This is a genomic window from Rhizobium etli CFN 42, assembly GCF_000092045.1.
Taxonomy (GTDB): Bacteria; Pseudomonadota; Alphaproteobacteria; order Rhizobiales; family Rhizobiaceae; genus Rhizobium; species Rhizobium etli.
Genome location: NC_007761.1, coordinates 2,033,999 through 2,054,198, shown reverse-complemented (window position 1 = coordinate 2,054,198; position 20,200 = coordinate 2,033,999). Strand labels below are relative to the sequence as shown.

At 61.5% G+C, this 20,200-nt stretch carries 20 protein-coding genes and 1 tRNA gene; 8 read left to right on the top strand and 13 right to left on the bottom strand.

Translation table 11 applies throughout. The features are described from left to right. Positions 1-488 precede the first annotated feature (488 nt). The 4 genes from RHE_RS10055 (at position 489) to RHE_RS10040 (ending at position 3,003) form a co-directional block, all read left to right on the top strand. Complete coding sequence (locus RHE_RS10055; RefSeq protein ID WP_042118377.1) at positions 489-860, top strand: hypothetical protein; 372 nt, start codon at positions 489-491, stop codon at positions 858-860. A 9-nt stretch (positions 861-869) separates the two neighbouring features. After that, positions 870-1,868, top strand: a complete 999-nt coding sequence (locus RHE_RS10050; RefSeq protein WP_011425243.1) for a caspase family protein — start codon at positions 870-872, stop codon at positions 1,866-1,868. A gap of 2 nt (positions 1,869-1,870) precedes the next feature. Further along, a complete protein-coding gene (locus RHE_RS10045; RefSeq protein ID WP_042118375.1) occupies positions 1,871-2,134 on the top strand; it encodes a hypothetical protein in 264 nt (87 codons plus the stop codon). Between the two features lie 62 nt (positions 2,135-2,196). Further along, the gene (locus RHE_RS10040; protein WP_166486898.1) at positions 2,197-3,003 is read left to right on the top strand and encodes a DUF3800 domain-containing protein; all 807 of its coding nucleotides are present in this window, start codon (positions 2,197-2,199) and stop codon (positions 3,001-3,003) included. Positions 3,004-3,299: 296 nt separating this feature from the next. On the opposite strand, the gene RHE_RS34310 is transcribed toward RHE_RS10040, so the two are convergent. The 3 genes from RHE_RS34310 to RHE_RS10030 all read right to left on the bottom strand — a co-directional run bounded on the left by RHE_RS34310 (position 3,300) and on the right by RHE_RS10030 (position 4,619). Further along, positions 3,300-3,989 carry a site-specific integrase gene (locus RHE_RS34310; RefSeq protein WP_011425241.1) on the bottom strand — a complete coding sequence of 230 codons (690 nt, stop codon included), beginning with the start codon at positions 3,987-3,989 and terminating at the stop codon, positions 3,300-3,302. Positions 3,990-4,061: 72 nt separating this feature from the next. After that, complete coding sequence (locus RHE_RS34305) at positions 4,062-4,442, bottom strand: hypothetical protein (protein WP_244425783.1); 381 nt, start codon at positions 4,440-4,442, stop codon at positions 4,062-4,064. Positions 4,443-4,543: 101 nt separating this feature from the next. Then, positions 4,544-4,619 (bottom strand) — tRNA-Lys (locus tag RHE_RS10030). Between the two features lie 212 nt (positions 4,620-4,831). On the opposite strand from RHE_RS10030, the gene RHE_RS10025 reads away from it, so the two are divergent. Both RHE_RS10025 and RHE_RS10020 read left to right on the top strand, forming a co-directional pair. Continuing rightward, positions 4,832-5,581, top strand: coding sequence for a cytochrome c biogenesis CcdA family protein (locus RHE_RS10025; RefSeq protein WP_011425239.1), 750 nt, complete (start codon positions 4,832-4,834; stop codon positions 5,579-5,581). 46 nt (positions 5,582-5,627) lie between these two features. Beyond that, on the top strand, positions 5,628-6,590 hold the full coding sequence (locus RHE_RS10020) for an AEC family transporter (protein WP_011425238.1): 963 nt from the start codon (positions 5,628-5,630) through the stop codon (positions 6,588-6,590). On the opposite strand, the gene RHE_RS10015 is transcribed toward RHE_RS10020, so the two are convergent. From RHE_RS10015 to cysG, 5 genes are read right to left on the bottom strand one after another with little or no spacing between them, the layout of a single operon-like run. Then, entirely contained in the window at positions 6,558-7,769 is a 1,212-nt protein-coding gene (locus RHE_RS10015; protein WP_042118372.1) for a UbiH/UbiF family hydroxylase, read from the bottom strand. The genes RHE_RS10020 and RHE_RS10015 overlap by 33 nt on opposite strands. 37 nt (positions 7,770-7,806) lie before the next feature. Beyond that, positions 7,807-8,319 (bottom strand): DUF934 domain-containing protein, encoded by a 513-nt coding sequence (locus tag RHE_RS10010; protein ID WP_011425236.1) that lies wholly within the window; start codon positions 8,317-8,319, stop codon positions 7,807-7,809. A gap of 10 nt (positions 8,320-8,329) precedes the next feature. Continuing rightward, entirely contained in the window at positions 8,330-10,000 is a 1,671-nt protein-coding gene (locus RHE_RS10005; RefSeq protein WP_011425235.1) for a nitrite/sulfite reductase, read from the bottom strand. An 8-nt stretch (positions 10,001-10,008) separates the two neighbouring features. Then, positions 10,009-10,323: a DUF2849 domain-containing protein gene (locus tag RHE_RS10000; RefSeq protein WP_011425234.1), complete on the bottom strand. Its 315-nt coding sequence runs from the start codon at positions 10,321-10,323 to the stop codon at positions 10,009-10,011. A gap of 2 nt (positions 10,324-10,325) precedes the next feature. Next, complete coding sequence (cysG, locus tag RHE_RS09995) at positions 10,326-11,762, bottom strand: siroheme synthase CysG (RefSeq protein WP_011425233.1); 1,437 nt, start codon at positions 11,760-11,762, stop codon at positions 10,326-10,328. A 267-nt stretch (positions 11,763-12,029) separates the two neighbouring features. On the opposite strand from cysG, the gene RHE_RS09990 reads away from it, so the two are divergent. Together RHE_RS09990 and mazG are read left to right on the top strand one after the other, a co-directional pair. Then, on the top strand, positions 12,030-12,617 hold the full coding sequence (locus RHE_RS09990) for a nucleoside deaminase (RefSeq protein ID WP_011425232.1): 588 nt from the start codon (positions 12,030-12,032) through the stop codon (positions 12,615-12,617). A 20-nt stretch (positions 12,618-12,637) separates the two neighbouring features. Next, the gene (gene mazG / locus RHE_RS09985; RefSeq protein ID WP_011425231.1) at positions 12,638-13,483 is read left to right on the top strand and encodes a nucleoside triphosphate pyrophosphohydrolase; all 846 of its coding nucleotides are present in this window, start codon (positions 12,638-12,640) and stop codon (positions 13,481-13,483) included. A gap of 221 nt (positions 13,484-13,704) precedes the next feature. On the opposite strand, the gene hflX is transcribed toward mazG, so the two are convergent. From hflX to RHE_RS09960, 5 genes are all read right to left on the bottom strand, one after another. Continuing rightward, a complete protein-coding gene (hflX, locus tag RHE_RS09980) occupies positions 13,705-15,030 on the bottom strand; it encodes a GTPase HflX (protein ID WP_011425230.1) in 1,326 nt (441 codons plus the stop codon). 77 nt (positions 15,031-15,107) lie between these two features. After that, the gene (hfq, locus tag RHE_RS09975; RefSeq protein WP_003539403.1) at positions 15,108-15,350 is read right to left on the bottom strand and encodes an RNA chaperone Hfq; all 243 of its coding nucleotides are present in this window, start codon (positions 15,348-15,350) and stop codon (positions 15,108-15,110) included. Between the two features lie 111 nt (positions 15,351-15,461). Then, positions 15,462-16,325 carry a D-amino-acid transaminase gene (locus RHE_RS09970; RefSeq protein ID WP_011425229.1) on the bottom strand — a complete coding sequence of 288 codons (864 nt, stop codon included), beginning with the start codon at positions 16,323-16,325 and terminating at the stop codon, positions 15,462-15,464. A gap of 60 nt (positions 16,326-16,385) precedes the next feature. Further along, positions 16,386-17,750: a nitrogen assimilation response regulator NtrX gene (ntrX, locus tag RHE_RS09965; RefSeq protein ID WP_011425228.1), complete on the bottom strand. Its 1,365-nt coding sequence runs from the start codon at positions 17,748-17,750 to the stop codon at positions 16,386-16,388. Continuing rightward, positions 17,740-20,007: a sensor histidine kinase NtrY-like gene (locus RHE_RS09960; protein ID WP_011425227.1), complete on the bottom strand. Its 2,268-nt coding sequence runs from the start codon at positions 20,005-20,007 to the stop codon at positions 17,740-17,742. The genes ntrX and RHE_RS09960 overlap by 11 nt, the downstream gene beginning before the upstream one ends. Positions 20,008-20,200: the final 193 nt, after the last annotated feature.

Genomic DNA, 20,200 nt, shown 5'->3' with positions numbered 1-20,200 from the left:
CCTCGGCACGGACGGGTCCAGGGGTCTCCCCTGGCGCACTTGCCGGTTTTCTCCAGACGCCGTGCGGCTGGTCAGAAAACCGCGCAACGCATCGCCTCTAGCTCAATGCGTACACATTGGGCGATGCGTAAGTGCGCTGTACGCATCCTACACGGATGCGTTGATTTTCTTCAAGGTCACCGACAACGCCAAATTATGACGCCCGCCCTACTGATGGCGCGTCTTAATGAGCCCAATGAGGGGGCTGGGCGGCACCGCGAGCTTGAGGCGGTCGGGACGCGGAGCTGAGCCCTACGCAGCAACAACCGTCAAGCGCGAGGTTCACGACACGCTGGAGCGAGCTTCCTGGCGTTCAGCCTGCGGATAAATGCCCGTTAAAGCAGCAATTCCTGCGAAACGGCCCAGATTGATCAAATCTTGAGGAGAGACATGGTGTATGAAATGCCAACAAGTCAGTAAATCTGTTCAGGCAGTGGGAGAAGATCCGAATGGCAGAGAAAAAAGTTGTCTTTGTAGCTTTTGCTATCGAGGACGAACGGACTCGTGACATGATCAAAGGGCAGTCGCTCTACACCAACTCGCCTTTTGAATACATCGATATGTCCGTCAAAGAAGCATATGAATCAGATTGGAAGGCCAAAGTTAAAGTCCGTATCCAACGTTCGCACGGTGTACTCGCCATCATCAGCAAGAACTCTCTGTCTTCAACAGGTCAGAAGTGGGAGATCGCCTGCGCCAGAGAACTCGGTGTGCCAGTCCGCGGTATCTGGGCGTACAGGGATGACCGTACTACGATCCCCGGCGTCAACACTATGGTCTGGACGTGGGATAACATCTCTAACTGGATTAACGGCCTCTAAGGGTTTCCAATGCGCAAGGCACTCATTGTCGGGATTGATCACTATGAACATATCTCGCCGCTAAACGGCTGCGTAAACGACGCGCACTCGGTTCGCGCGGCCTTGGAGCGGAATTCCGACGGCACAACCAATTTCAAGACGCCGAGGCTCATCACTGGCACCGGTGCAGCCGATATCGTCGAACGTGCTGAACTCAAAGAAGCGGTTCGTGCGCTGTTTGCTGATCAAGCTGAGATTGCGCTCTTCTATTTCGCCGGCCATGGGTACATTGAGGACACGGGCGGGTTTCTCTGTGCGGGCGACTGCAAGACTGGCGATGACGGGCTTTCGCTCAATGAAGTGATGACTATTGCCGCTGCGTCGCCCGCAATCAATAAGGTGATTATCCTCGACAGCTGCCATAGTGGCATTGCCGGTGAACGTCCGGCAATGAAGGGCTTTTCGGAAATTTCGACTGGAATGACCATCCTCACAGCTTCCACCGCTGACCAATACGCTCTGGAGACAGGTGGTCCCAATCCAGGCGGCGTCTTCACGAGTCTGCTGGTCGACGCCTTAAGTGGCGCCGCTGCGAACCTTGTGGGTGACGTGACTCCTGGCAGTGTCTACGCGCATATCGACCAATCACTCGGTCCTTGGGCTGGGCAGAGACCCCTGTTCAAAACGAACGTACAAACGTTCGTGTCATTGAAGAAAGCCGACGCGCCAATCCCATTGAGCGATCTGCAGCAGTTAGCGACGCTCTTTCCAACACAGGATTACGCGTTTCCGCTCGATCCCGGGTATGAGCCCGAGAGGAGTGCCGAGCAGAAGGCCGATCCGACGATCCCGCCCCCCGATCCGGCGAAGACTGCTGTCTTCGCCATTCTGCAGAAATTCGTAAAAGTGAACCTGGTCCGGCCTGTCAATGCTCCTCACATGTGGCACGCCGCGATGCAAAGCAAGAGCTGCGAGCTCACGGTGCTTGGTGAGCACTACCGGAAGCTCGTTGAAGCGGGGATGATCTAGGCGTGGCCACCGACGAGATCTTAGACGGCTTACTTGATGAACTGGCGGCGATCGAACATGAACGCTGGGCTCATTGGCAGCGATATGTCCATGACAAAGGTCAAAAGCGGTCCGACGGGTCCCTGCTTATCCCAGCAGAGCTTGTTGCTCGGTGGGAAAAGCAGATCGAAACCCCTTTCGCCCTCCTCTCGGATGAGGAAAAAAACAGCGATCGTGAACAGGTTCAGAAATACCTACCCCTGTTGAAAGCCGCACTTCGTGAGTGAGGCGTTGCACAGCGCCCTGCAGATCAATGACAAACAGTGACATGCCGGGTAGAATGCCCGCAATGAACTCACACTCCGAATACCACCTCTTCATCGACGATACCGGCAGTCGGGATCCCGACCATGAACTCCCCGGGCAACGCAAAGACAGCATGGACTGCTTCGGCCTAGGCGGCTTCCTGATCAAGCAGGAAGACGTAGACGAGCTGACGGCGCAGCACGCGGCGTTCTGCGCGGCGCACGGCATCAACTACCCGCTTCACTCGCACAAGATCCGGGGCGGGCGCGGCGACTTCGGCTGGCTGAGGAACCCCGAAAAAGCGCGCATCTTTTTCTCAGAATTGGACAGCTTTATGCTGTCACTGCCGGTGATGGGAATCGCGGTCGTAATCGACCGACCCGGATATGTGCTGCGCTATCGCGAGAAGTACAACGACCGGCTTTGGCTTATGTGCAAGACTGCGTACTCGATCCTCATCGAGCGCGCGACGAAGTTCGCCGACAGCCAGGGCCGCACCCTACGTGTCTTTTTCGAGGAGAGTGGCAAACATGAGGACCGTGACCTGATTGCGTATGCCAAAGCGCTGAAGGCTGAAGGCATGCCGTTTGCGGGTGAAGGCGCCGCCGCCTACGGGTCCTTGCCCCCCGCCGAATTTCGGCGAATCGTCATGGGTGAGCCGAAGCGCCGGACCAAGAAGGCGCCGATGCTGCAGATCGCCGACCTGTTGCTGTACCCGATGGCCAAGGGCGGCTATGATCCTACCTATAAGCCTTATGTCGACCTGAAGAAGGCTGGCAAGTTGATCGACGCACACCTTCGCGAAGAGGACAGGCCGAGCATGGGCATCAAATACAGTTGCTTTAAATGAAAAAAGGTCCTTGCGGACCTTAATTCGTTTGCGGCCAGCGCCTAGCGCTGACCCCGGAGCGTTGCTCTAACTAGAATCTAGTACGCGTAAAACTTTTTTACAAGCTTTTTTGCAAATTCATTGCAAATCAATGCGTTGCTCCCGAGGTTCAGCCAGCAGTTTCCGACCGCTTCCCAAGGACGATGCTCAAGCCTGCGCTGGCGCAGAGATTCCATCCACACTAGCGACCCGGCCGGGCTCATTGACGATGACGCTGGTGATCCAACCACGGCTTTCACGCAGCAGCTCCCCAAGTCCTACGCATCTACAACAGCCCTCGTCCGCCGCCGCACATTGATGGCCTTGGCATCGAGGGTGTTCTTCAGATGCACCGCATAGTGCTTCTCAATCATTTCCACGCTGGTCCGGCAGTTCTTGGCAATTTGATAGATATCCGCGCCCTCGAGGAGGCGCAGGCAGATATAGGTGTGACGCAGGCTATAGGCCGAGCGCCTGTTGCCCTCACGATCGAATTTCAGCTCACAGTGCTCGAGCACCCGGTTGAACTGCTTTTTGTGGTCCTGGGGGAAGATCAAATCAGTGGGTTTGGGCGTGTTACGCTTCACCAGCCGTTCAAACGGATGGACCGCACCCGACGTGCTCTTGCAGTAGCCGACGCCGCGTTTGCCGCGCACCTCAATCACCAGAATGCGCTCGCCATCTTGCTCTTCCTGCTCAATCGTCACGTCCCGATATTCCAACCGGTTGGCCTCGTCCGGCCGCAAGCCCGTATTCGCCATGAAGAGGATATAGTCGTGCATCTGCGCGACGGCATGTTCCCAGCTCGTGCCCTGGGTGGCTCGTACGCGCTCGCGGGTGTGGGTATAGAGGCGCTTATACTCCTCGGGCGAAAACCAGGCGCGGTGAGTGATTTTGCCGGATGCGCGATACGGGGCGGAAAAGTCCGGCAAATGGCTGATCCAGCCGTGCCGCAAGGCAGTCTTCATGACCTGCCGTAGCGTCACCGTCTCATGGTGCAAGGTGCTGCGCGTCGGCACCTTCCCGGTCGCGGCGTTCGGCTAAAGCCGCATAACTCGGTATTCCTGCACCTTGCCCGCGGTCAGGGCACTGAGGCCGGTGGCGCCGAAGTAGGGCAGCAGATGATTGTCCAGCCGTGCCTCGTGATCCTTGACATAGCGCGGATGGCGCTGGCCGTTGGTAAGGGGCACATATTCCTGGACGAACTGCTTGGCGGCGTCGGCGAAGGTTTTCTCCTTATTCAGCTGGCCCGCGCGGCTCTTCCCTTTCAGCTCAAAATACCAGTCTTCCGCAAACTCTTTTGCAAGGGAGAGGCTGTCAGTCTTCGTGCTGACCCGCCATTCTTTGCCGTCGATATAGGTGGCGCATTGCCAGACGGAACTGTTGGACCGGCGATAGACGCGAACCTTGTCACCGAGCACTTTGTGGGATGTCATTTGACCCTCAAAACTGTGCGAGAAGTGTGTGAGGGCATTTTAGCTGATCTTCCACCAATCTCAATGCCATAAACCATTGAAATTATTGGTGAGAGCGTCGGGGTTCGAACCCGAGACCTACTGATTAAAAGTCAGTTGCTCTACCGGCTGAGCTACGCTCTCCCGCCCCGCGGGTGTGAAACACCCCGGCTGGAAGTGGGCGGAACATAGGCAGGCGACCCATTGCGGTCAACCGAAAAATTCGGCTTTTTCCAGCGATCGGCACATTTCTTGCGGGGCGCAGAGGCCAATCGCCGGCGCACGCAAAAAGGTGATTGGCAATCGCGGCCTCGCAAAGCTAGGAACAGGGCGCAGATTGCAGCCGGAGAGAATGCGTGTCGATTGCCGATATTTCCCTGTGGAGCGCGTTGATAGCCGGGGCGCTTTCCTTTCTTTCGCCCTGCGTGCTTCCCCTCGTCCCGCCCTATCTCTGCTATATGGCCGGCATTTCAGTCGATCAGTTTCGTGGCGGCTCCGCGGTGGCGGTGGCGCCCGATGTCAGGCGCGGCGTGCTCTTCTCCGCGCTGTTTTTCACGCTCGGCTTTGCCACCGTCTTCGTGGCGCTCGGCGCCGGGGCTTCCAGCATCGGCATGGCGCTTCGCCAGCATCTCGACCTGCTCTCCAAGATCGGCGGGCTGATCATCATCGTCATGGGGCTGAATTTCCTCGGTCTCTTCCGAATCGGGTTTCTCGGCCGCGAGGCGCGCTTCCAAAGTGGCGGCAAGCCGGCGACGCTGACGGGCGCCTATGTCATGGGTCTGGCCTTCGCCTTCGGCTGGACGCCCTGCATCGGCCCGGTGCTCGGCGCGATTCTCGGTGTCGCCGCCTCGCGCGAGACGGTCGGCTCCGGCGCCGGGTTGCTCGCCATCTATTCGCTGGGTCTTGCCATTCCCTTCTGGATCGCCGCCGGCTTTTCCGGCGCCTTCATGCGCTTCCTGTCGCGCTTCCGCCATCATCTCGGCACGGTAGAAAAGGTGATGGGCGTCTTCCTCATCCTCACCGGCCTCGCCTTCCTGTTCGGCTGGGTCAGCGATGTGGCAATCTGGTTCCAGCAGACCTTTCCGATCCTGATGCAAATCGGCTAGAAGAGATTCTTTCCCGCCGACTACCCCGCGAAAACCGGACTTTCCCTTGGCCGATATCGTCAGCCTGCTCCTGCCGTTCTTCGGCCTGATCCTGATCGGTTACCTCGCCGCAAAGGCGACGAAGCAGCCGGCCGAGGCGCTCGGCTGGCTGAACACTTTCATCATCTATGCCGCCCTGCCCGCTTTGTTCTTCAAGCTCGTCTCGCGCACGCCGATCGAAGAGCTGACGCGGGTCGATTTCATTGTCACCGATATCGCCGCGACCTATGCGGTCTTCGTCCTGCTCTTTGTCATCGGCTGTTTCGTGCGCCGCAATCCGCTTGATGAATGCACCATCCAGTCCTTTGCCGGCGCCTACGGCAATATAGGGTATATGGGGCCGGGGCTGGCGCTGCTTGCGCTCGGCGAAGGCGCTGCCGTGCCGGTGGCGCTGATCATCTGCTTTGAGAATGCGCTGCATTTCATCGTTGCGCCGGCGTTGATGGCGGCAGCCGGCGACGACAAGCGTTCGGCAGGCCGGCTCGCCGCCGATATTGCCCGCAAGGTGGCGCTGCATCCGTTCATCCTGTCGACGACGGCAGGCTTTGCCGTCGCCGCCTTTCACATCGACCAGCCCCTGGCCCTTCAGCGGCTTGTCGACTACCTCGCTCAGGCAGCTGCTCCCTGCGCCCTCTTCGCCATGGGCGTCACGCTGGCTCTGAGGCCGCTGAAGCGGATTCCGGCGGAGATTTCCTATATCGTGCCGGCGAAGCTGATCCTGCATCCGATCGCGGTGTTCCTCGCGCTGACTGCTGTCGGCGGTTTCGAGCCGGTCTGGATCCAGTCGGCCGTGCTGCTCGCCTCACTGCCGACGGCGACCAATGTCTTCGTCATCGGCCAGCAATATGGCGTGTGGCAGGAGCGCGCCTCGGCGACGATCCTGATCACGACGGTGCTTTCGGTGGCCACCGTTTCGCTCTGGCTGATTGCGATCCGCTCAGGCCTTCTTTCGCTTCAGCTTTTCCCGTAGGGCATCGGGAATATCGCGAAAACCACGGCCGGGCTCGATACCTTCGCGCATGACGAGGTTGCGCAGCGGCGGAATGGCCGAGAGGATGTGCAGGCCGGCGGCGCGCAGCACCTGCACGGGGAGGAAATCGGAAAGCAGCGAACGGTTGAGCAGATCGACGCTCGCCGTGCGCGTCATGATGTCGGCGCGGCGGCGGCGGTCGAAGCTTTCGCCGGCATCGGCCGGCACCGGCAGTTCCGCCCGGTCGCAGAGAATGTCGGTGAGCGCCAGGATATCGCGCAGGCTGAGGTTCAGCCCCTGCGCCCCGATCGGCGGGAAGACATGGGCGGCCTCGCCGATCAGCGCGATGCGGCCTTTGCCGAAACGATGGGCCATCATGCCCGACAGCGGCCAGAGCTGGACGCCTTCCTCGATGCTCACCTTGCCGAACATCGACTGCATCTGCGTCTCGACGAGAGAGCCCAACTCGGCCAGCGGCAGCTCCAGGCGGGCGGCCGCTTCGGCGGGATCCTGCACCCAGACAAGGCTGGAGCGGCTTCCTGGCAGTGGCACCTGGGTGAAAGGGCCGTGTTTGGTATGGAATTCGCTCGAAATGTTCTGGTGCGGCAGCGAATGGGCGAAATTCAGCACCATGGCCGATTGCGGGTAGGACCAGTTGCGCACGCCGATACCTGCCGCCTCGCGCAGCTTCGAGCCGCGGCCGTCGGCGCCAACGGCGAAATCTGCCGTCAGCGTCTCGCCGCCGGCAAGCGTGATCGACACTCTCTCGGTTGATATCTCAATCGATTCGGCCATATCGGTGAAGCGGGTGATATTGCCCTCGCCGGCCGTGGCCGCTTCGAGAATCTCGGTCAGCGCCTTGTTGGGGAAATTGTAGCCGAAGGCATCGAGGCCGACCTCGGCCGCGCGGAACGTGGTGGTCGGCGCGCGCAGCAGCCGGTCGGTGCCGTCGATGATGCGCATGCTGGTGAGAGGCGCCGCCGCCGGGCGCAGCTTTTCCCAGAGCGTCAGGCGGTCGAGGAAACGGATCGACTGATCCATCAGCGCTGTCGTGCGCCGGTCCTCCTTTGCAGCAACGGGAGCCACCAGCGCCACGCTGCGGCCGCCGCGACCAAGCGCTATTGCGGCGATCATGCCGGCAAGCCCGCCACCGATCACCGCGATTTCGAATGTCTTCATGCTATATTCCGCCATCGTAAAGAGGCGGACCCGTCGCTTATGCGGCCGGCTTCGCCTGACGGCGCCAACTATAGCCCTTGCCGGCTTCGGCGTCACGCACCGCCGGCTGATAATGATGGGGAATGGCGGGCAGACGGTTTTCGGCAAGCCGCTTCAGCGCCGTGGCGTTGGTCACGGCAAAGCTGTCGATGCCGACGCGCAGCATCAGCGGCACCTGGTCGATCAGCACGTCGCCGACGGCGCGCAGCTCGCTGGTGTAGCCGAGGCGCTGGCGCAGCAGCGAGGCATGGCTGAAGGCGCGGCCGTCGTTGAAGGCGGGAAAGGCGACCGCCACGATTGCGAGGCGATCGAGATAAGGCTCCAGCCGGCGCACGTCGTCGGCCGGCTTGATCAGCACGCCGAGGCCGGCATCGTTGCTTCCATCGGCCTTTGCGATCAGTTCATCGAGGCTGAGCAGCGGCTTCTGCTCGCCTGTTGCCTTCACCTCGTCGGTTTCGATCAGCCAGGGATCATTGTCGACAAAACCGGTTTCTCTCCAGATCTTCGTCATCATCCCCTCCTTAAGCCGCTTCGGCGGCCGAGCCGTAGAGCGCATCCTTGAAAGGCTGCGGCCCGACGCGGCGATAGGCGGCGAGGAAGGTTTCGGATTGTTCAAGACGCAGGCCGAGATAGGTGTCGACGATCGTCTCGATCGCATCCGTCACCCGGTCCGGCTCGAAGCCGCGGCCGATGATCTCGCCGATCGAGGTATGTTCGTCACCCGAACCGCCAAGCGTGATCTGGTAGAGTTCGGCACCCTTCTTCTCCACACCAAGCAGGCCGATATGGCCGACATGGTGATGGCCGCAGGCATTGATGCAGCCGGAGATCTTGATCTTCAGCTCGCCGATTTCGGCCTGGCGTTCCGGGCTGCCGAAGCGGCGGGAGATTTCCTGCGCGACCGGAATGGAGCGCGCATTGGCGAGCGCACAGTAGTCCAGCCCCGGACAGGCGATGATATCGGTGATCAGGCCAGCATTGGCTTCCGCCAGGTTAATGGCGACGAGGCCGCGATAGACCGCTTCCAGATCGGCCAGCGCCACATGCGGCAGAATCAGATTCTGCTCGTGGCTGACGCGGATTTCGTCGAAGGCATATTCTTCGGCCAGATCGGCGACGGCATCCATCTGTGCGTCGGTGGCATCGCCCGGAATGCCGCCGATCGGCTTCAGCGAGATCGTCACCATGCCGTAATCGGGGTTCTTGTGCGGCTGCACATTCTGCTGGACCCAGCGGGCGAAAGCCGGATCGGCCTTTTTCCAGCGGGCGAGATTTTCCCAGCCCTCGGCGCGCTCGGGCAGATCAGGCAGTGCGAAATAGGCGGCGATCGCCTCGACATCCTGTTCCGGCAGCTTGAGCTCGCTGTCCTTCAATGCGGCGAATTCGGCTTCCACCTGACGCGCCAGCTCCTCGGCGCCCGTCTCATGCACGAGGATCTTGATGCGGGCCTTGTATTTGTTGTCGCGCCGGCCATGAAGATTGTAAACGCGCACGATCGCCGTGGTGTAGGAGAGCAGATCCTCCTCGGGCAGGAAGTCGCGGATCAGCTTGGCGATCATCGGCGTGCGGCCCTGGCCGCCGCCGACATAGACGGCAAAGCCGATCTCGCCCTTGTCGTTCTTCTTCAGGTGCAGGCCGATATCATGGACCTGGATGGCGGCGCGGTCGCGCTCGGCGCCTGTGACGGCGATCTTGAACTTGCGCGGCAGGAAAGAGAATTCCGGGTGGACGGACGACCACTGGCGCAGGATTTCCGCATAGGGCCTGGGATCAGCGATCTCGTCGGCGGCAGCACCGGCGAAGTGGTCGGCGGTGACGTTTCTGATGCAGTTGCCCGAGGTCTGCAGCGCGTGCATCTCGACACTTGCCAGATCGGCCAGCGCATCGGGAATGTCAGACAGCTTCGGCCAGTTGAACTGCAGGTTCTGCCGGGTGGTGAAGTGGCCGTAGCCGCGGTCGTAGGTGCGGGCGATATGGGCGAGCATGCGCAGCTGGCGCGCGCTCAGCGTGCCATAGGGAATGGCGATGCGCAGCATATAGGCATGGAGTTGCAGGTAGACGCCGTTCATCAGGCGCAGCGGCTTGAACGCATCCTCGGCAAGCTCGCCCGAAAGGCGGCGCTGAACCTGGTCGCGGAACTGCTCGACGCGCTCGCTGACAAAGGCATGATCAAATTCGTCGTAACGGTACATCGTCTTCCTCAGACTGCAATGAATTCGGGATCGGCAGGAGCGTAGCCCGGTGCGTATTCCATGGTCGGGCCCTGCGCGCGAATGCGCTCGCGCAGGCGAAGCGGCCAGAGAATGCCGTTCGTTTCCTGGACGTCGACGACGGCCACGTCAACGACCTCATTGTCGGCATAGGACTTTTTGCCGATTGCTTCCAATGCTTCGACGGCTTCGTTGTGACGGGCGACAAGCGCCTCCTGCAGCGAGGTCGACCATTTCCCGCTCGCATCCAGCCAGACGGCAATGCCGTCCGTCAGCCGGTTGGCCGTCAGGACCTTGTCTACCATGTTCAGCTCCTTGCAAATTCCTCGAGCCGGGCGTTCGCGCGCACCAGCGGCTCGGACAGTTCGAAATTGGCGCCGGCGACCGCATCGCCGATAATCACCATCACCGGACCAGTCAACTCGTCACGGTGCTGCAGGTCGGGCAGATCGGCAAGCGTGCCATGCAGCAGACGACGGTCAGCGCGGCTGGCATTCTCGATGACGGCGACCGTGGTCTCGGCGGGAATGCCGGCCTGCATCAGCCGCTCGGCAACCGAGGCGGCAACCGTGCGCCCCATGTAAACGGCAATCGTCGCGCCGGAGACGGCAAGGCTTGCCCAATCGGGCAGCACGTCGCCGGTGAGATCATGGCCGGTCGTGAAGACCAGCGACGAGGCGACGCCGCGCAGCGTCAGCGGCAGTTCGAAATCGGCGGCGGCGGCGAAGGCCGAGGTAATGCCGGGCACGACCTCATAGGTGATGCCGGCGGCGCGCAATGCAGCCATCTCTTCCCCTGCCCGGCCATAGACCAGCGGATCGCCGGACTTGAGGCGGACGACGCGCTTGCCCTGGCGGCCGAGCTCGACCAGCAGCTCGTTGATCTCTTCCTGCGACTTCGAATGGCACCCTTTGCGTTTGCCGACGGAAAGCCGCTCGGCATCACGGCGGCCCATATCGACGATCGCCTGCGGCACGAGCGCATCATAGACGATGACATCGGCTTCCATCATCACGCGCTGGGCCCGCAGCGTCAGCAGATCCTCAGCCCCCGGACCGGCGCCGACAAGCCAGACATGGCCAGCGACCTTGTCCATCGAACCTAAGAGACGGTCGGCAGCGTGGCGGGCCTGCGGCAGGTTGCCATTGGCGACAGCATCGGCAACGGGGCCAGAGAAGAATCGGCGCCAGAAGGCCCGGCGGGAAACTCCGCGGGGAACGAGCTGTTCGACTGACTTGCGATAACTCGTCGCCAGCGCGGCCAGGCGCCCGAGCGAAGGGGAAAGAATCTGATCGACCTGGGCGCGGATCATCTGCGCCAGAACCGGCCCCGCCCCTTCGGTGCCGATCGCAACGGCGACCGGGGCGCGATTGACCAGCGCCGGCGTGAAGAAATCACAGTAATCGGGCTGATCGACGGCGTTGGCCGGAATTCTTGCGGCACGGGCGGCATCGACAATATCCCGGTCGTCGGCCTCATTGCCGGTGGCGGCGAAGACGAGTGCTGCGCCTTCGACCTGCTCGGCGGCAAAGCCGGCTCGCACGGTTTCGATGCGATTGGCGATCAGGAAAGCATGATAATCGGCTTCCGGCCTGTCGGCATAGGCAACGATCCGCGCCCTTGTATTGAGCAGCAGCCGCACCTTGGCGAAAGCCTCGTCGCCATTGCCGAAGACAGCCGTCTTCTGGCCTTCCACGCGAAAGAAGGCTGGAAATACCGAAAGCTGCTCAGTCTTGGGAGACATTACCAATCCACTTCGAAGTTGCCAGAATATGCCCGTGATCCACAAGCGATTGAAGGAACAGAAATCCGAAAGCCCCGGCAAGCGCGTATTCTTTTGCTCGCCTCATCGGCGATTTGAGAAAAGTCAACCGTGCTGACGACAACCACCTGTTCTCACGCTCTTTGTTGCGGTGCAGTGTAAAGCCTGTGACAAACGACGTCCACCGGCGTTTGCCGCATTTCGCTCGTGCCGCCAAGACGATAGACTGGGAAAAAACCGGAGACACCAATGGCCGACAAGACCATCGCCACCCGCCTGCTTTCGGTCATCGAGGACGATATCCTGCCGCTCACCGAACGCGGCGTCTTCTTGGGCAACAAGGTGTTCGGCGCGGCGATCCTGCGCAAATCCGATCTCTCGCTCGTCGTCGCCGAGACCAATAACGAGCTCGACAATCCGCTCTGGCACGGCGAGGTGCACACGCTGAAGCGCTTCTACGAGCTTGGCGACAAGCCGCAAACCAAGGATCTGATCTTCCTCTCGACGCACGAACCCTGCACCATGTGCATGTCGGCGATCACCTGGGCGGGCTTCGACAATTTCTACTATTTCTTCAGTCATGAGGATTCCCGCGATGCCTTCGCCATTCCGCACGACCTGAAGATCCTGAAGGAGGTCTTCGGGCTTGAACCGGGCGGCTATCGCAGGCAGAACGCTTTCTGGAACAGCTTTGCCATCGCCGATCTGGTCGAGACCGAGGAGGCTCAGCTGCAGGCAGCGCTGAAGGCGCAGACCGCCCGCATCAAGGCGCGCTACGACACGCTGTCTTCCACCTACCAGTCGTCGAAGGGCGCCAACGACATTCCGCTGAACTAAGGCCGCCGAACCGAGGCATCATGGAACCTTCCAAAGACATTTCGCGACTGATCGAGATCATGGCGGCGCTGCGCCATCCCGAAACCGGCTGCCCTTGGGACATCGAGCAGAATTTCCAGACGATCAAGCCCTATACGATCGAAGAAGCCTATGAGGTCTCCGATGCAATCGAGCGCGGCGATATGGACGATCTCTGCGACGAACTCGGCGACTTGTTGCTGCAGGTGGTCTTCCACGCCCGCATGGCCGAGGAGGCCGGCGAATTTTCCTTCGGTGATGTGGTCAACGCCATCACCACCAAGATGATCCGCCGCCACCCGCATGTCTTTGCCCGGTCGGACGCCGATACACCAGACGCGGTGAAGATCCAATGGGACGAGATCAAGCAGGCGGAAAAACGCGAGCGCGCCGAGCGCCGGGCCAGGCGCGGCATCACCGAGGATTTCAAGGGTGGCTTCCTGGGCTCAGTGCAGCGCAGCTTCCCGGCGCTGACCGAGGCGCTGAAGCTGCAGGAACGCGCCGCCAAGGTCGGCTTCGACTGGTCGGCTCCCGAACCGATCCTCGACAAGATCGAGGAGGAGATCGGCGAATTGCGTGCGGCGCTGAGAGACGGCGACCGGGTCAAGGTCAGCGACGAACTCGGCGACCTGATCTTCGCCGTCGTCAATATCGGCCGGCATGTGAAGGCCGATCCGGAACAGGCGCTGCGCGGAACGAACACGAAATTCCGGCGTCGCTTCAATCATATAGAACAGGTTCTTGAAGCAGAAGGCGAGACGCTGGAAGATGCGACGCTGGAGCGCATGGAGGAGATTTGGCAAGCGGCGAAGGCGATCGAGCGGGCTGTGACGTCGGGGGCTGAGTGAGTACGCGGCCGCATCGCCCGTCCACCCATCCGAAACAGGATATTTCCTTGCTTTGATAAGCGTCATTCACCGCGCAGACGCGCGGTGGCTGGATTCCTGTGCCTGTCAAAGGAATCCAGCGCGCCCAAGTCCTTGGGCAGAGAAGACTCTTCCCTCTCAGGATATCGAATTATCGACGCAGCAGACGCGCGGTGACTCGGCGTCTGGCAGGATGAGGTGGGCTACCGCTCCCAATCCTCACGCGGCGGCTTCGGGCCGTTGCCGATGCGGCGCTCGAGTTCGGCGGCCTCGGTTTCCGACAGGCGCAGATCGAGCGTGATCGAGCCGTCCTCATTGTCCTCGCGGCCGTCGACGATCGCGTGGTCGTAGAGCCAGGGCAGCAGCGCCAGCTTGTCGACCGGAAGCCGGATCGTCGTTTCGGTCATCACGCCGGAAAGCCTGCGGCTGATCTCTTCCATCAGCGTGTCGACGCCCTCGCCGCTGACGGCCGAGACCGCGACGACGTTGCTGGCGCCCGCCGCCCTCTGCACCATGGCGTCATGCACCTCAGGCTCCAGACGGTCGATCTTGTTCCAGACCTCGATCAGCCGCTTCTCCGCTTCGGCCTCATCGATGCCGAGGTCGCCGAGAATGCGCATCACATCGGAGCTCTGCGCCTGGTTGTCGGGATCGGACATGTCGCGGACATGCAGGATGAGATCGGCCTCGAGCACCTCTTCCAGCGTCGCCCGGAAGGCTGCGACGAGATGGGTCGGCAGGTCTGAGATGAAACCGACCGTGTCGGACAGGATGACGGTGCGTCCATGCGGCAGCTTCATGCGGCGAAGCGTCGGGTCGAGCGTCGCAAAAAGCATGTCTTCGGCCAGCACGCCGGCGCCGGTGATGCGGTTGAACAGCGTCGACTTGCCGGCATTGGTGTAACCGACGAGCGCGACGATCGGGTGCGGCACCTTGCGTCGCTTGGCCCTATGCAGCTGGCGGGTGCGCACGACCTGCTCCAGCTCGCGTTCGAGCTTGATGATGCGGTCCTGCAGGAGCCGCCGGTCGGCTTCGATCTGGGTTTCGCCGGGGCCGCCCATGAAGCCGCCGCCGCCGCGCTGGCGTTCGAGGTGGGTCCAGCTGCGAACCAGCCGGCCCTTCTGATAATTGAGATGCGCCAGATCGACCTGCAGCGTGCCCTCCTTGGTGGAGGCGCGGCGGCCGAAGATTTCGAGGATCAGGCCCGTCCGGTCGATGACCTTGGCGTTCCATTCCTTTTCGAGATTGCGCTGCTGCACCGGCGTCAGCGGATGATCGACGATGACGAGACCGGAATCGCGCTCATCGAGCAGCGCCTTGATCTCCTCGATCTTGCCGGTGCCGAGCAGCGTTGCGGGTCTCGGATCATTGACCGGCACGATCGAGCCGTTGACGACATCGAGGTCGATCGCCTGGGCAAGGCCCGTCGCCTCTTCAAGTCGGCTTTCCGGCGTGCGGGTCGAGGCCGATTCGGTCTGACCACCGCGACTGCGCGATTTCAGAACCGGCACGACGACAGTCGCACGCATATCGTCCCTGTGCTTGGCGGCCTCAGGGATGATCGAATCGTTCTTGGTATCGCGTGTCGAAATGACGGCTGATCCTGTTAGGACGCGGCTTCTTCACTCTCGAACATCTGCATCGGCTGACCCGGCATGATCGTCGAGATCGCATGCTTATACACGAGCTGCGAGTGGCCGTCACGACGAAGAAGAACACAGAAATTGTCGAAGGAGGTAACAACGCCCGTGAGTTTCACGCCGTTGATCAGAAAGATTGTAAGGGAAATCTTTTGCTTGCGAACAGTATTGAGAAATAAGTCCTGCAAATTCTGAGAACGTTCCGCCATCGCGCCGCTTCTTTCTTTATTGCCGACCTGAGCTGGCCGGTAGAATATCAATCAACCTCTCCATGCAAGACCGGCAGCACCCTCATTCCGCCGGTCCAGCAAATCTTGGTATCAAATCGCAATCTTTTCCGCAACGTCGAAAAAGGCTTCGCGGACTTTCTGCGAGACGCTGCCCGGATGGCCGTTGGCGATAGGCAAACCATCAACGGAAACGACCGGAAAACAGATACTTGTGGCTGCCGTGAGGAAGACCTCGCGGGCCGCGAGCATTTCGGAAACAGAGAAATTCCGCTCGGCGATCTTCAAGCCCAGCTTGGCTGCGACATCCATCAATGTGGTGCGGGTAATGCCGCGCAGGATGCCGTGTTCGGCCGGACGGGTCACCAGCGTTCCATCCGAATCGACCATCCAGACATTGGTCGCCGCCCCTTCCTTCACCATGCCTTCGCCGTCGATATAGATCGCCTCCTGGGCGCCGGCTTCCTTGGCCTGCTGGCGCGCCATGGCGTTCGGCAGCAGGCCGACGGATTTGATGTCGACGCGATCCCAGCGGTTATCGGTGACAGTTATCGCCTTGATGCCGTTGGTGTTCTTGGCGGCGATGATCTTCGGGTCGGTGCTTTTCGCGGTTATCACCAGCGAGGGCGGCGTGCCCTCGGCCGGAAAGACATGGTCGCGGCGGGCGACGCCGCGTGTGACCTGCAGGTAGAAAAGGCCGTTGCGGACATGGTTGCGGCGCAGCGTCTCGCGAATGACCTGCGTCAGCGCCGCCCGGCTCATCGGCCAGGCGATGCGCAACTCCCTGAGCGAACGGTCGAGACGATTGAGATGGCGGGTGAGGTCGACGATATAGCCGTGGCGGATCTCGCACACCTCGTAGACCCCGTCGGCGAATTGATAGCCGCGGTCCTCTATATGCACGCTGGCATCGGAATGCTTGACGTAGCGGCCGTTCACATAGGCGATTCTCGGCATGGGAAACCTGGTCTTCGGGATTTGGGGGACGCGGCGCGGCGGCGGACCGCGCCGACAGGATCAGACTCCGAGCGATTTCAGCTTGCGGTGCAGCGCCGAGCGCTCCATGCCGACGAATTCGGCGGTGCGCGAGATATTGCCGCCGAAGCGGTTGATCTGGGCGATCAGATAATCCTTCTCGAACATCTCGCGGGCTTCGCGCAGTGGCAGCGTCATGATGTGATAGTCGTTCTTGGCCGAAACCTTGGGCAGCATGTCGCCGAGATCGGTCGGCAGCATATCGGCGGTGATCGGCGTATCCGGGCCGTCGGTACGGGCAAGGATCATCAGCCGTTCGATGTTGTTGCGCAGCTGGCGGATATTGCCAGGCCAGTCATGCGCCTGCAGCACCGCCATGGCATCGTCACCGATGCGGCGCGGACGGATGCCGGCCTGTTCGGAGATCTGGCGCATCAGCTGGTCGACGAGGAAGGGAATATCCTCGCGCCGCTCGGCAAGCTGCGGCACGCGCACCGGCACGACGGCGAGGCGATGATAGAGATCCTCGCGGAACCAGCCTTCGGCGATGCGGCTCTCAAGATTATAGGCCGTCGAGGAGATGATGCGGACGTCGACCTTGACGCGCTTGGATCCGCCGACCCGCTCGAACTGCTGATCGACAAGCACACGCAGGATCTTGTTCTGCGTCTCGCGCGGCATCTCGCCGACCTCGTCGAGATAAAGAATACCGCGATGGGCTTCCTCGAGTGCGCCGATCTTGCGCGCCTGGCCGGGCGTGCCTTCGGTGCCAAAGAGCGCCACTTCCATGCGATCGGGCGTGATGTTGGCAGCGTTGAGCGCAACAAACGGGCCGTTGGCGCGGGCCGACTTCTTGTGGATCATCCGCGCCACCAGTTCCTTGCCGGAACCGGATGCGCCGAGGATCATGATGCGGCTGTTGGTCGGCGACACCTTCTCGATCGTCTGGCGCAGCTGCGAGACGGCGACCGAAGTGCCGATCAGTTCCAAGGCGTCGCCGGTGCGCCGCTTGAGCTCGGAAACCTCGCGCTTGAGCTTGGAGTTTTCCAGAGCGCGTTCGGCGATCAGGATCAGCCGGTCGGCCTTGAACGGCTTTTCGATGAAATCGAAAGCGCCGCGCTTGATCGCCGAGACCGCGGTTTCGATGTTGCCGTGGCCTGATATCATCACGACGGGGAGATCGGGATGACGAGTCTTGATCTCGTCGAGCAGCGACAGTCCGTCGAGCTTGCTGCCCTGCATCCAGATATCGAGGAAGATCAGCCGCGGCACGCGATCTGATATCGCGGCCAGTGCGCTGTCGCTGTCATGGGCCGTGCGTGTCTCATGGCCTTCGTCGGAGAGAATGCCGGAAACGATCTCGCGAATATCGTGCTCGTCATCGACGACGAGAATATCAGAGGCCATAAGCGCTTTCCTTGTCATTGGCTGCGGGAGCGGCGGGCGCTGGCTCCAGGCGTGGCAGATGCACGCGGATCATGGCCCCTCTTCCCCGGTCAAAATCGGCGGGCGCATCGTGTAGCTCGAGCTGCCCGCCATGTTCCTCGATGATCTTCTTGACGATGGCGAGGCCGAGGCCGGTGCCCTTCTCGCGCATCGTCATATAGGGTTCCAGAATGCTGTGGCGGTTTTCCACCGGCAGGCCGCGACCATTGTCTATCACGTCGACGGTGAAACGGTCGCGGGCCACATCGAGCGCGGCACGCACGAGAACCTTGCGCTCGTCGCGCTCATCACTCGGAACGGCTTCCAGCGATTCCACGGCATTCTTGATGAGATTGCCGAAAGCCTGGCCAAGCATGCGACTGTCGAACAGGCCCTCCAGCGGCTTATCGCCGAACTCCGAGAGGAAGGTGACGTGATGATTGCCCATCTCGCGCAGGAAGATGGCGTCGCGCAGGATGTCGCGCAGGTCGCTCGGCTCCTTGGTCGGCTTCGGCATGCGGGCGAAAGCGGAGAATTCGTCGACCATGCGGCCGATATCGCCGACCTGGCGGATGATCGTATCGGTACATTGGTCGAAGACGGTGCGGTCGTCCTGGTTGATCTGCTTGCCGTAGCGGCGCTGGATGCGCTCGGCGGACAGTTGGATCGGCGTCAGCGGGTTCTTGATCTCGTGGGCAATGCGCCTTGCCACGTCGCCCCATGCGGTCGAACGCTGGGCGATAACGAGATCGGTGATATCGTCGAGCGTGATCACGTAGGATTCGCTCATGTCGCGCACTTCCTCGCGGGTGACCTGCACGCTGAGCGTCCTGACCGTACCGCCGCGCACCAGCGCGATCTGCTTGCGGAAATCGCCGCGATGACGCACCGCCGCCTCGGTCAGCACCTGATCGACCTCGGGCGCGATATCGGCTAGCTGCTTGCCGAGCATCTCGTCGGCCGGCAGCGCCATCAGCGTTTCGGCCGAGCTATTGACGATGGCGATGCGGCGATCCTGTTCGACGCCGATGACGGCGGCGGTGACGCCCGACAAAACTGCTTCAATGAAGCGCCGGCGGTCGTCGACCTCGTCCTTGGCCTCGAGGATCTCGTCGCGCTGGGTGCGGATTTCCGAGATCATCTTGTTGAAGGTGCGCGACAGATTGGCGACGTCGCCATCGACGGCATGCACCGGCACGACGATATCCATATTGCCCGATGCAACGCTGTCGGCCGCCGTGATCAGCAGGCGGATGGGCCGAACGATGCGGTCGGCGACGGCAATCGCCGTCCAGATTGCCGCGAGCAGCACGATCAGCGCGAAGCCGATGTAGAGCACGGCGAAGGCGATCTGCAGCGAAAAGCGGTTGGCCTCCATCGAACGATATTCGGTGGCGTTTTCCTCCATCATGCGCATCGCGCCCATGACTTTGGGATCGACGGCGCGCACTGTGTAGAGGAAGGTGCCCTGGATGGCATCGAGCTTGATGATGGCGCCGACGAGATTGGTGACGCCGGGCGGAATGAGCGTCGGCTGGCCGGCCGCCGCCTTTTCCAGCGCATCCTGCGGAATGGCCGGCAACGGTTTTTCCGTGGTGATATCGGCCTGGACGACCACCGAACCGTCGCTTTCGACAAGGAAGGCGCCGAGCAGGCCGCGGCCCCTTGCCTGGCGCGTCATCAGGTCGGCGAAGCCCGTCCTGTCGAGGCTGTAGAGGGCGCGGTTGCGCTCCAGGTCGTTGGCCATGGAGACCGTCTGCCCCTGCAGGTAGCTGGCGTTCTCCATCATGTAGGCCTGGCCGATATTGCGCGACGAGCTGACGATCGACTGGGTGCGCAGCGCAAACCAGCGATCGAGGCCGGCATTCAGCGTGATGCTGGCGAAGATGGCAACGAGGATCGCCGGCGTGATCGCGACGATTGAGAAGAGCACGACGATACGAATGTGCAGGCGCGCGGCCGCCCTGCCCCTTGTGCGCGCCTTGAGCAGCCTCGACACCTCGCGGGCGATCAGCGCCAGCAGCGTCAGGACGAAGAAGGAATTGACGATCACCGAGGTGATGACGACATGCGAGGTCGGCGCGATCGGCGTCAGGCCGAGCAGTATGAAGAGTGTGATTGTTGCGCAGAGAAGCGCGCCGCCGGCTAGCACGAGGCCCGGTACGGCGAAAAGGGCGCGGCGATCGGTCACCGTCGTCACCGTCTCCCCCGCCGCCGGCGCTACCCCATCCTGCGTCATTCGGCCTCTCTTCAGACGGCACCCGCCGCCCGCCATCCGACCGAAACCAAAGAACGCCGGCTCATGAGAGCCAGCGTCGGAACGACGCGATCGGGAGCGAAATGTCCAAAACCCTTGCGTGACCTTTAAGCAACGCATTGTGGCGAAAATGCAACGCGCCTCGTCACGTTGTCAAGCTCCGGCAGAGCCCCGC

Excerpts from the sequence above, each read along its gene's own strand:
- RHE_RS10015 (WP_042118372.1), bottom strand. The coding sequence starts at position 7,769 with ATGAAGACATTCGAAATCGCGGTGATCGGTGGCGGGCTTGCCGGCATG.
- ntrX (WP_011425228.1), bottom strand. The coding sequence starts at position 17,750 with ATGGCCTCTGATATTCTCGTCGTCGATGACGAGCACGATATTCGCGAG.
- cysG (WP_011425233.1), bottom strand. The coding sequence starts at position 11,762 with ATGTCTCCCAAGACTGAGCAGCTTTCGGTATTTCCAGCCTTCTTTCGC.
- RHE_RS10010 (WP_011425236.1), bottom strand. The coding sequence starts at position 8,319 with ATGACGAAGATCTGGAGAGAAACCGGTTTTGTCGACAATGATCCCTGG.
- RHE_RS10000 (WP_011425234.1), bottom strand. The coding sequence starts at position 10,323 with ATGGTAGACAAGGTCCTGACGGCCAACCGGCTGACGGACGGCATTGCC.
- RHE_RS10005 (WP_011425235.1), bottom strand. The coding sequence starts at position 10,000 with ATGTACCGTTACGACGAATTTGATCATGCCTTTGTCAGCGAGCGCGTC.
- mazG (WP_011425231.1), top strand. The coding sequence starts at position 12,638 with ATGGAACCTTCCAAAGACATTTCGCGACTGATCGAGATCATGGCGGCG.
- RHE_RS10040 (WP_166486898.1), top strand. The coding sequence starts at position 2,197 with ATGAACTCACACTCCGAATACCACCTCTTCATCGACGATACCGGCAGT.
- RHE_RS09970 (WP_011425229.1), bottom strand. The coding sequence starts at position 16,325 with ATGCCGAGAATCGCCTATGTGAACGGCCGCTACGTCAAGCATTCCGAT.
- hfq (WP_003539403.1), bottom strand. The coding sequence starts at position 15,350 with ATGGCGGAACGTTCTCAGAATTTGCAGGACTTATTTCTCAATACTGTT.
- RHE_RS34310 (WP_011425241.1), bottom strand. The coding sequence starts at position 3,989 with ATGAAGACTGCCTTGCGGCACGGCTGGATCAGCCATTTGCCGGACTTT.
- hflX (WP_011425230.1), bottom strand. The coding sequence starts at position 15,030 with ATGCGTGCGACTGTCGTCGTGCCGGTTCTGAAATCGCGCAGTCGCGGT.
- RHE_RS09960 (WP_011425227.1), bottom strand. The coding sequence starts at position 20,007 with ATGACGCAGGATGGGGTAGCGCCGGCGGCGGGGGAGACGGTGACGACG.
- RHE_RS09990 (WP_011425232.1), top strand. The coding sequence starts at position 12,030 with ATGGCCGACAAGACCATCGCCACCCGCCTGCTTTCGGTCATCGAGGAC.
- RHE_RS10055 (WP_042118377.1), top strand. The coding sequence starts at position 489 with ATGGCAGAGAAAAAAGTTGTCTTTGTAGCTTTTGCTATCGAGGACGAA.
- RHE_RS10050 (WP_011425243.1), top strand. The coding sequence starts at position 870 with ATGCGCAAGGCACTCATTGTCGGGATTGATCACTATGAACATATCTCG.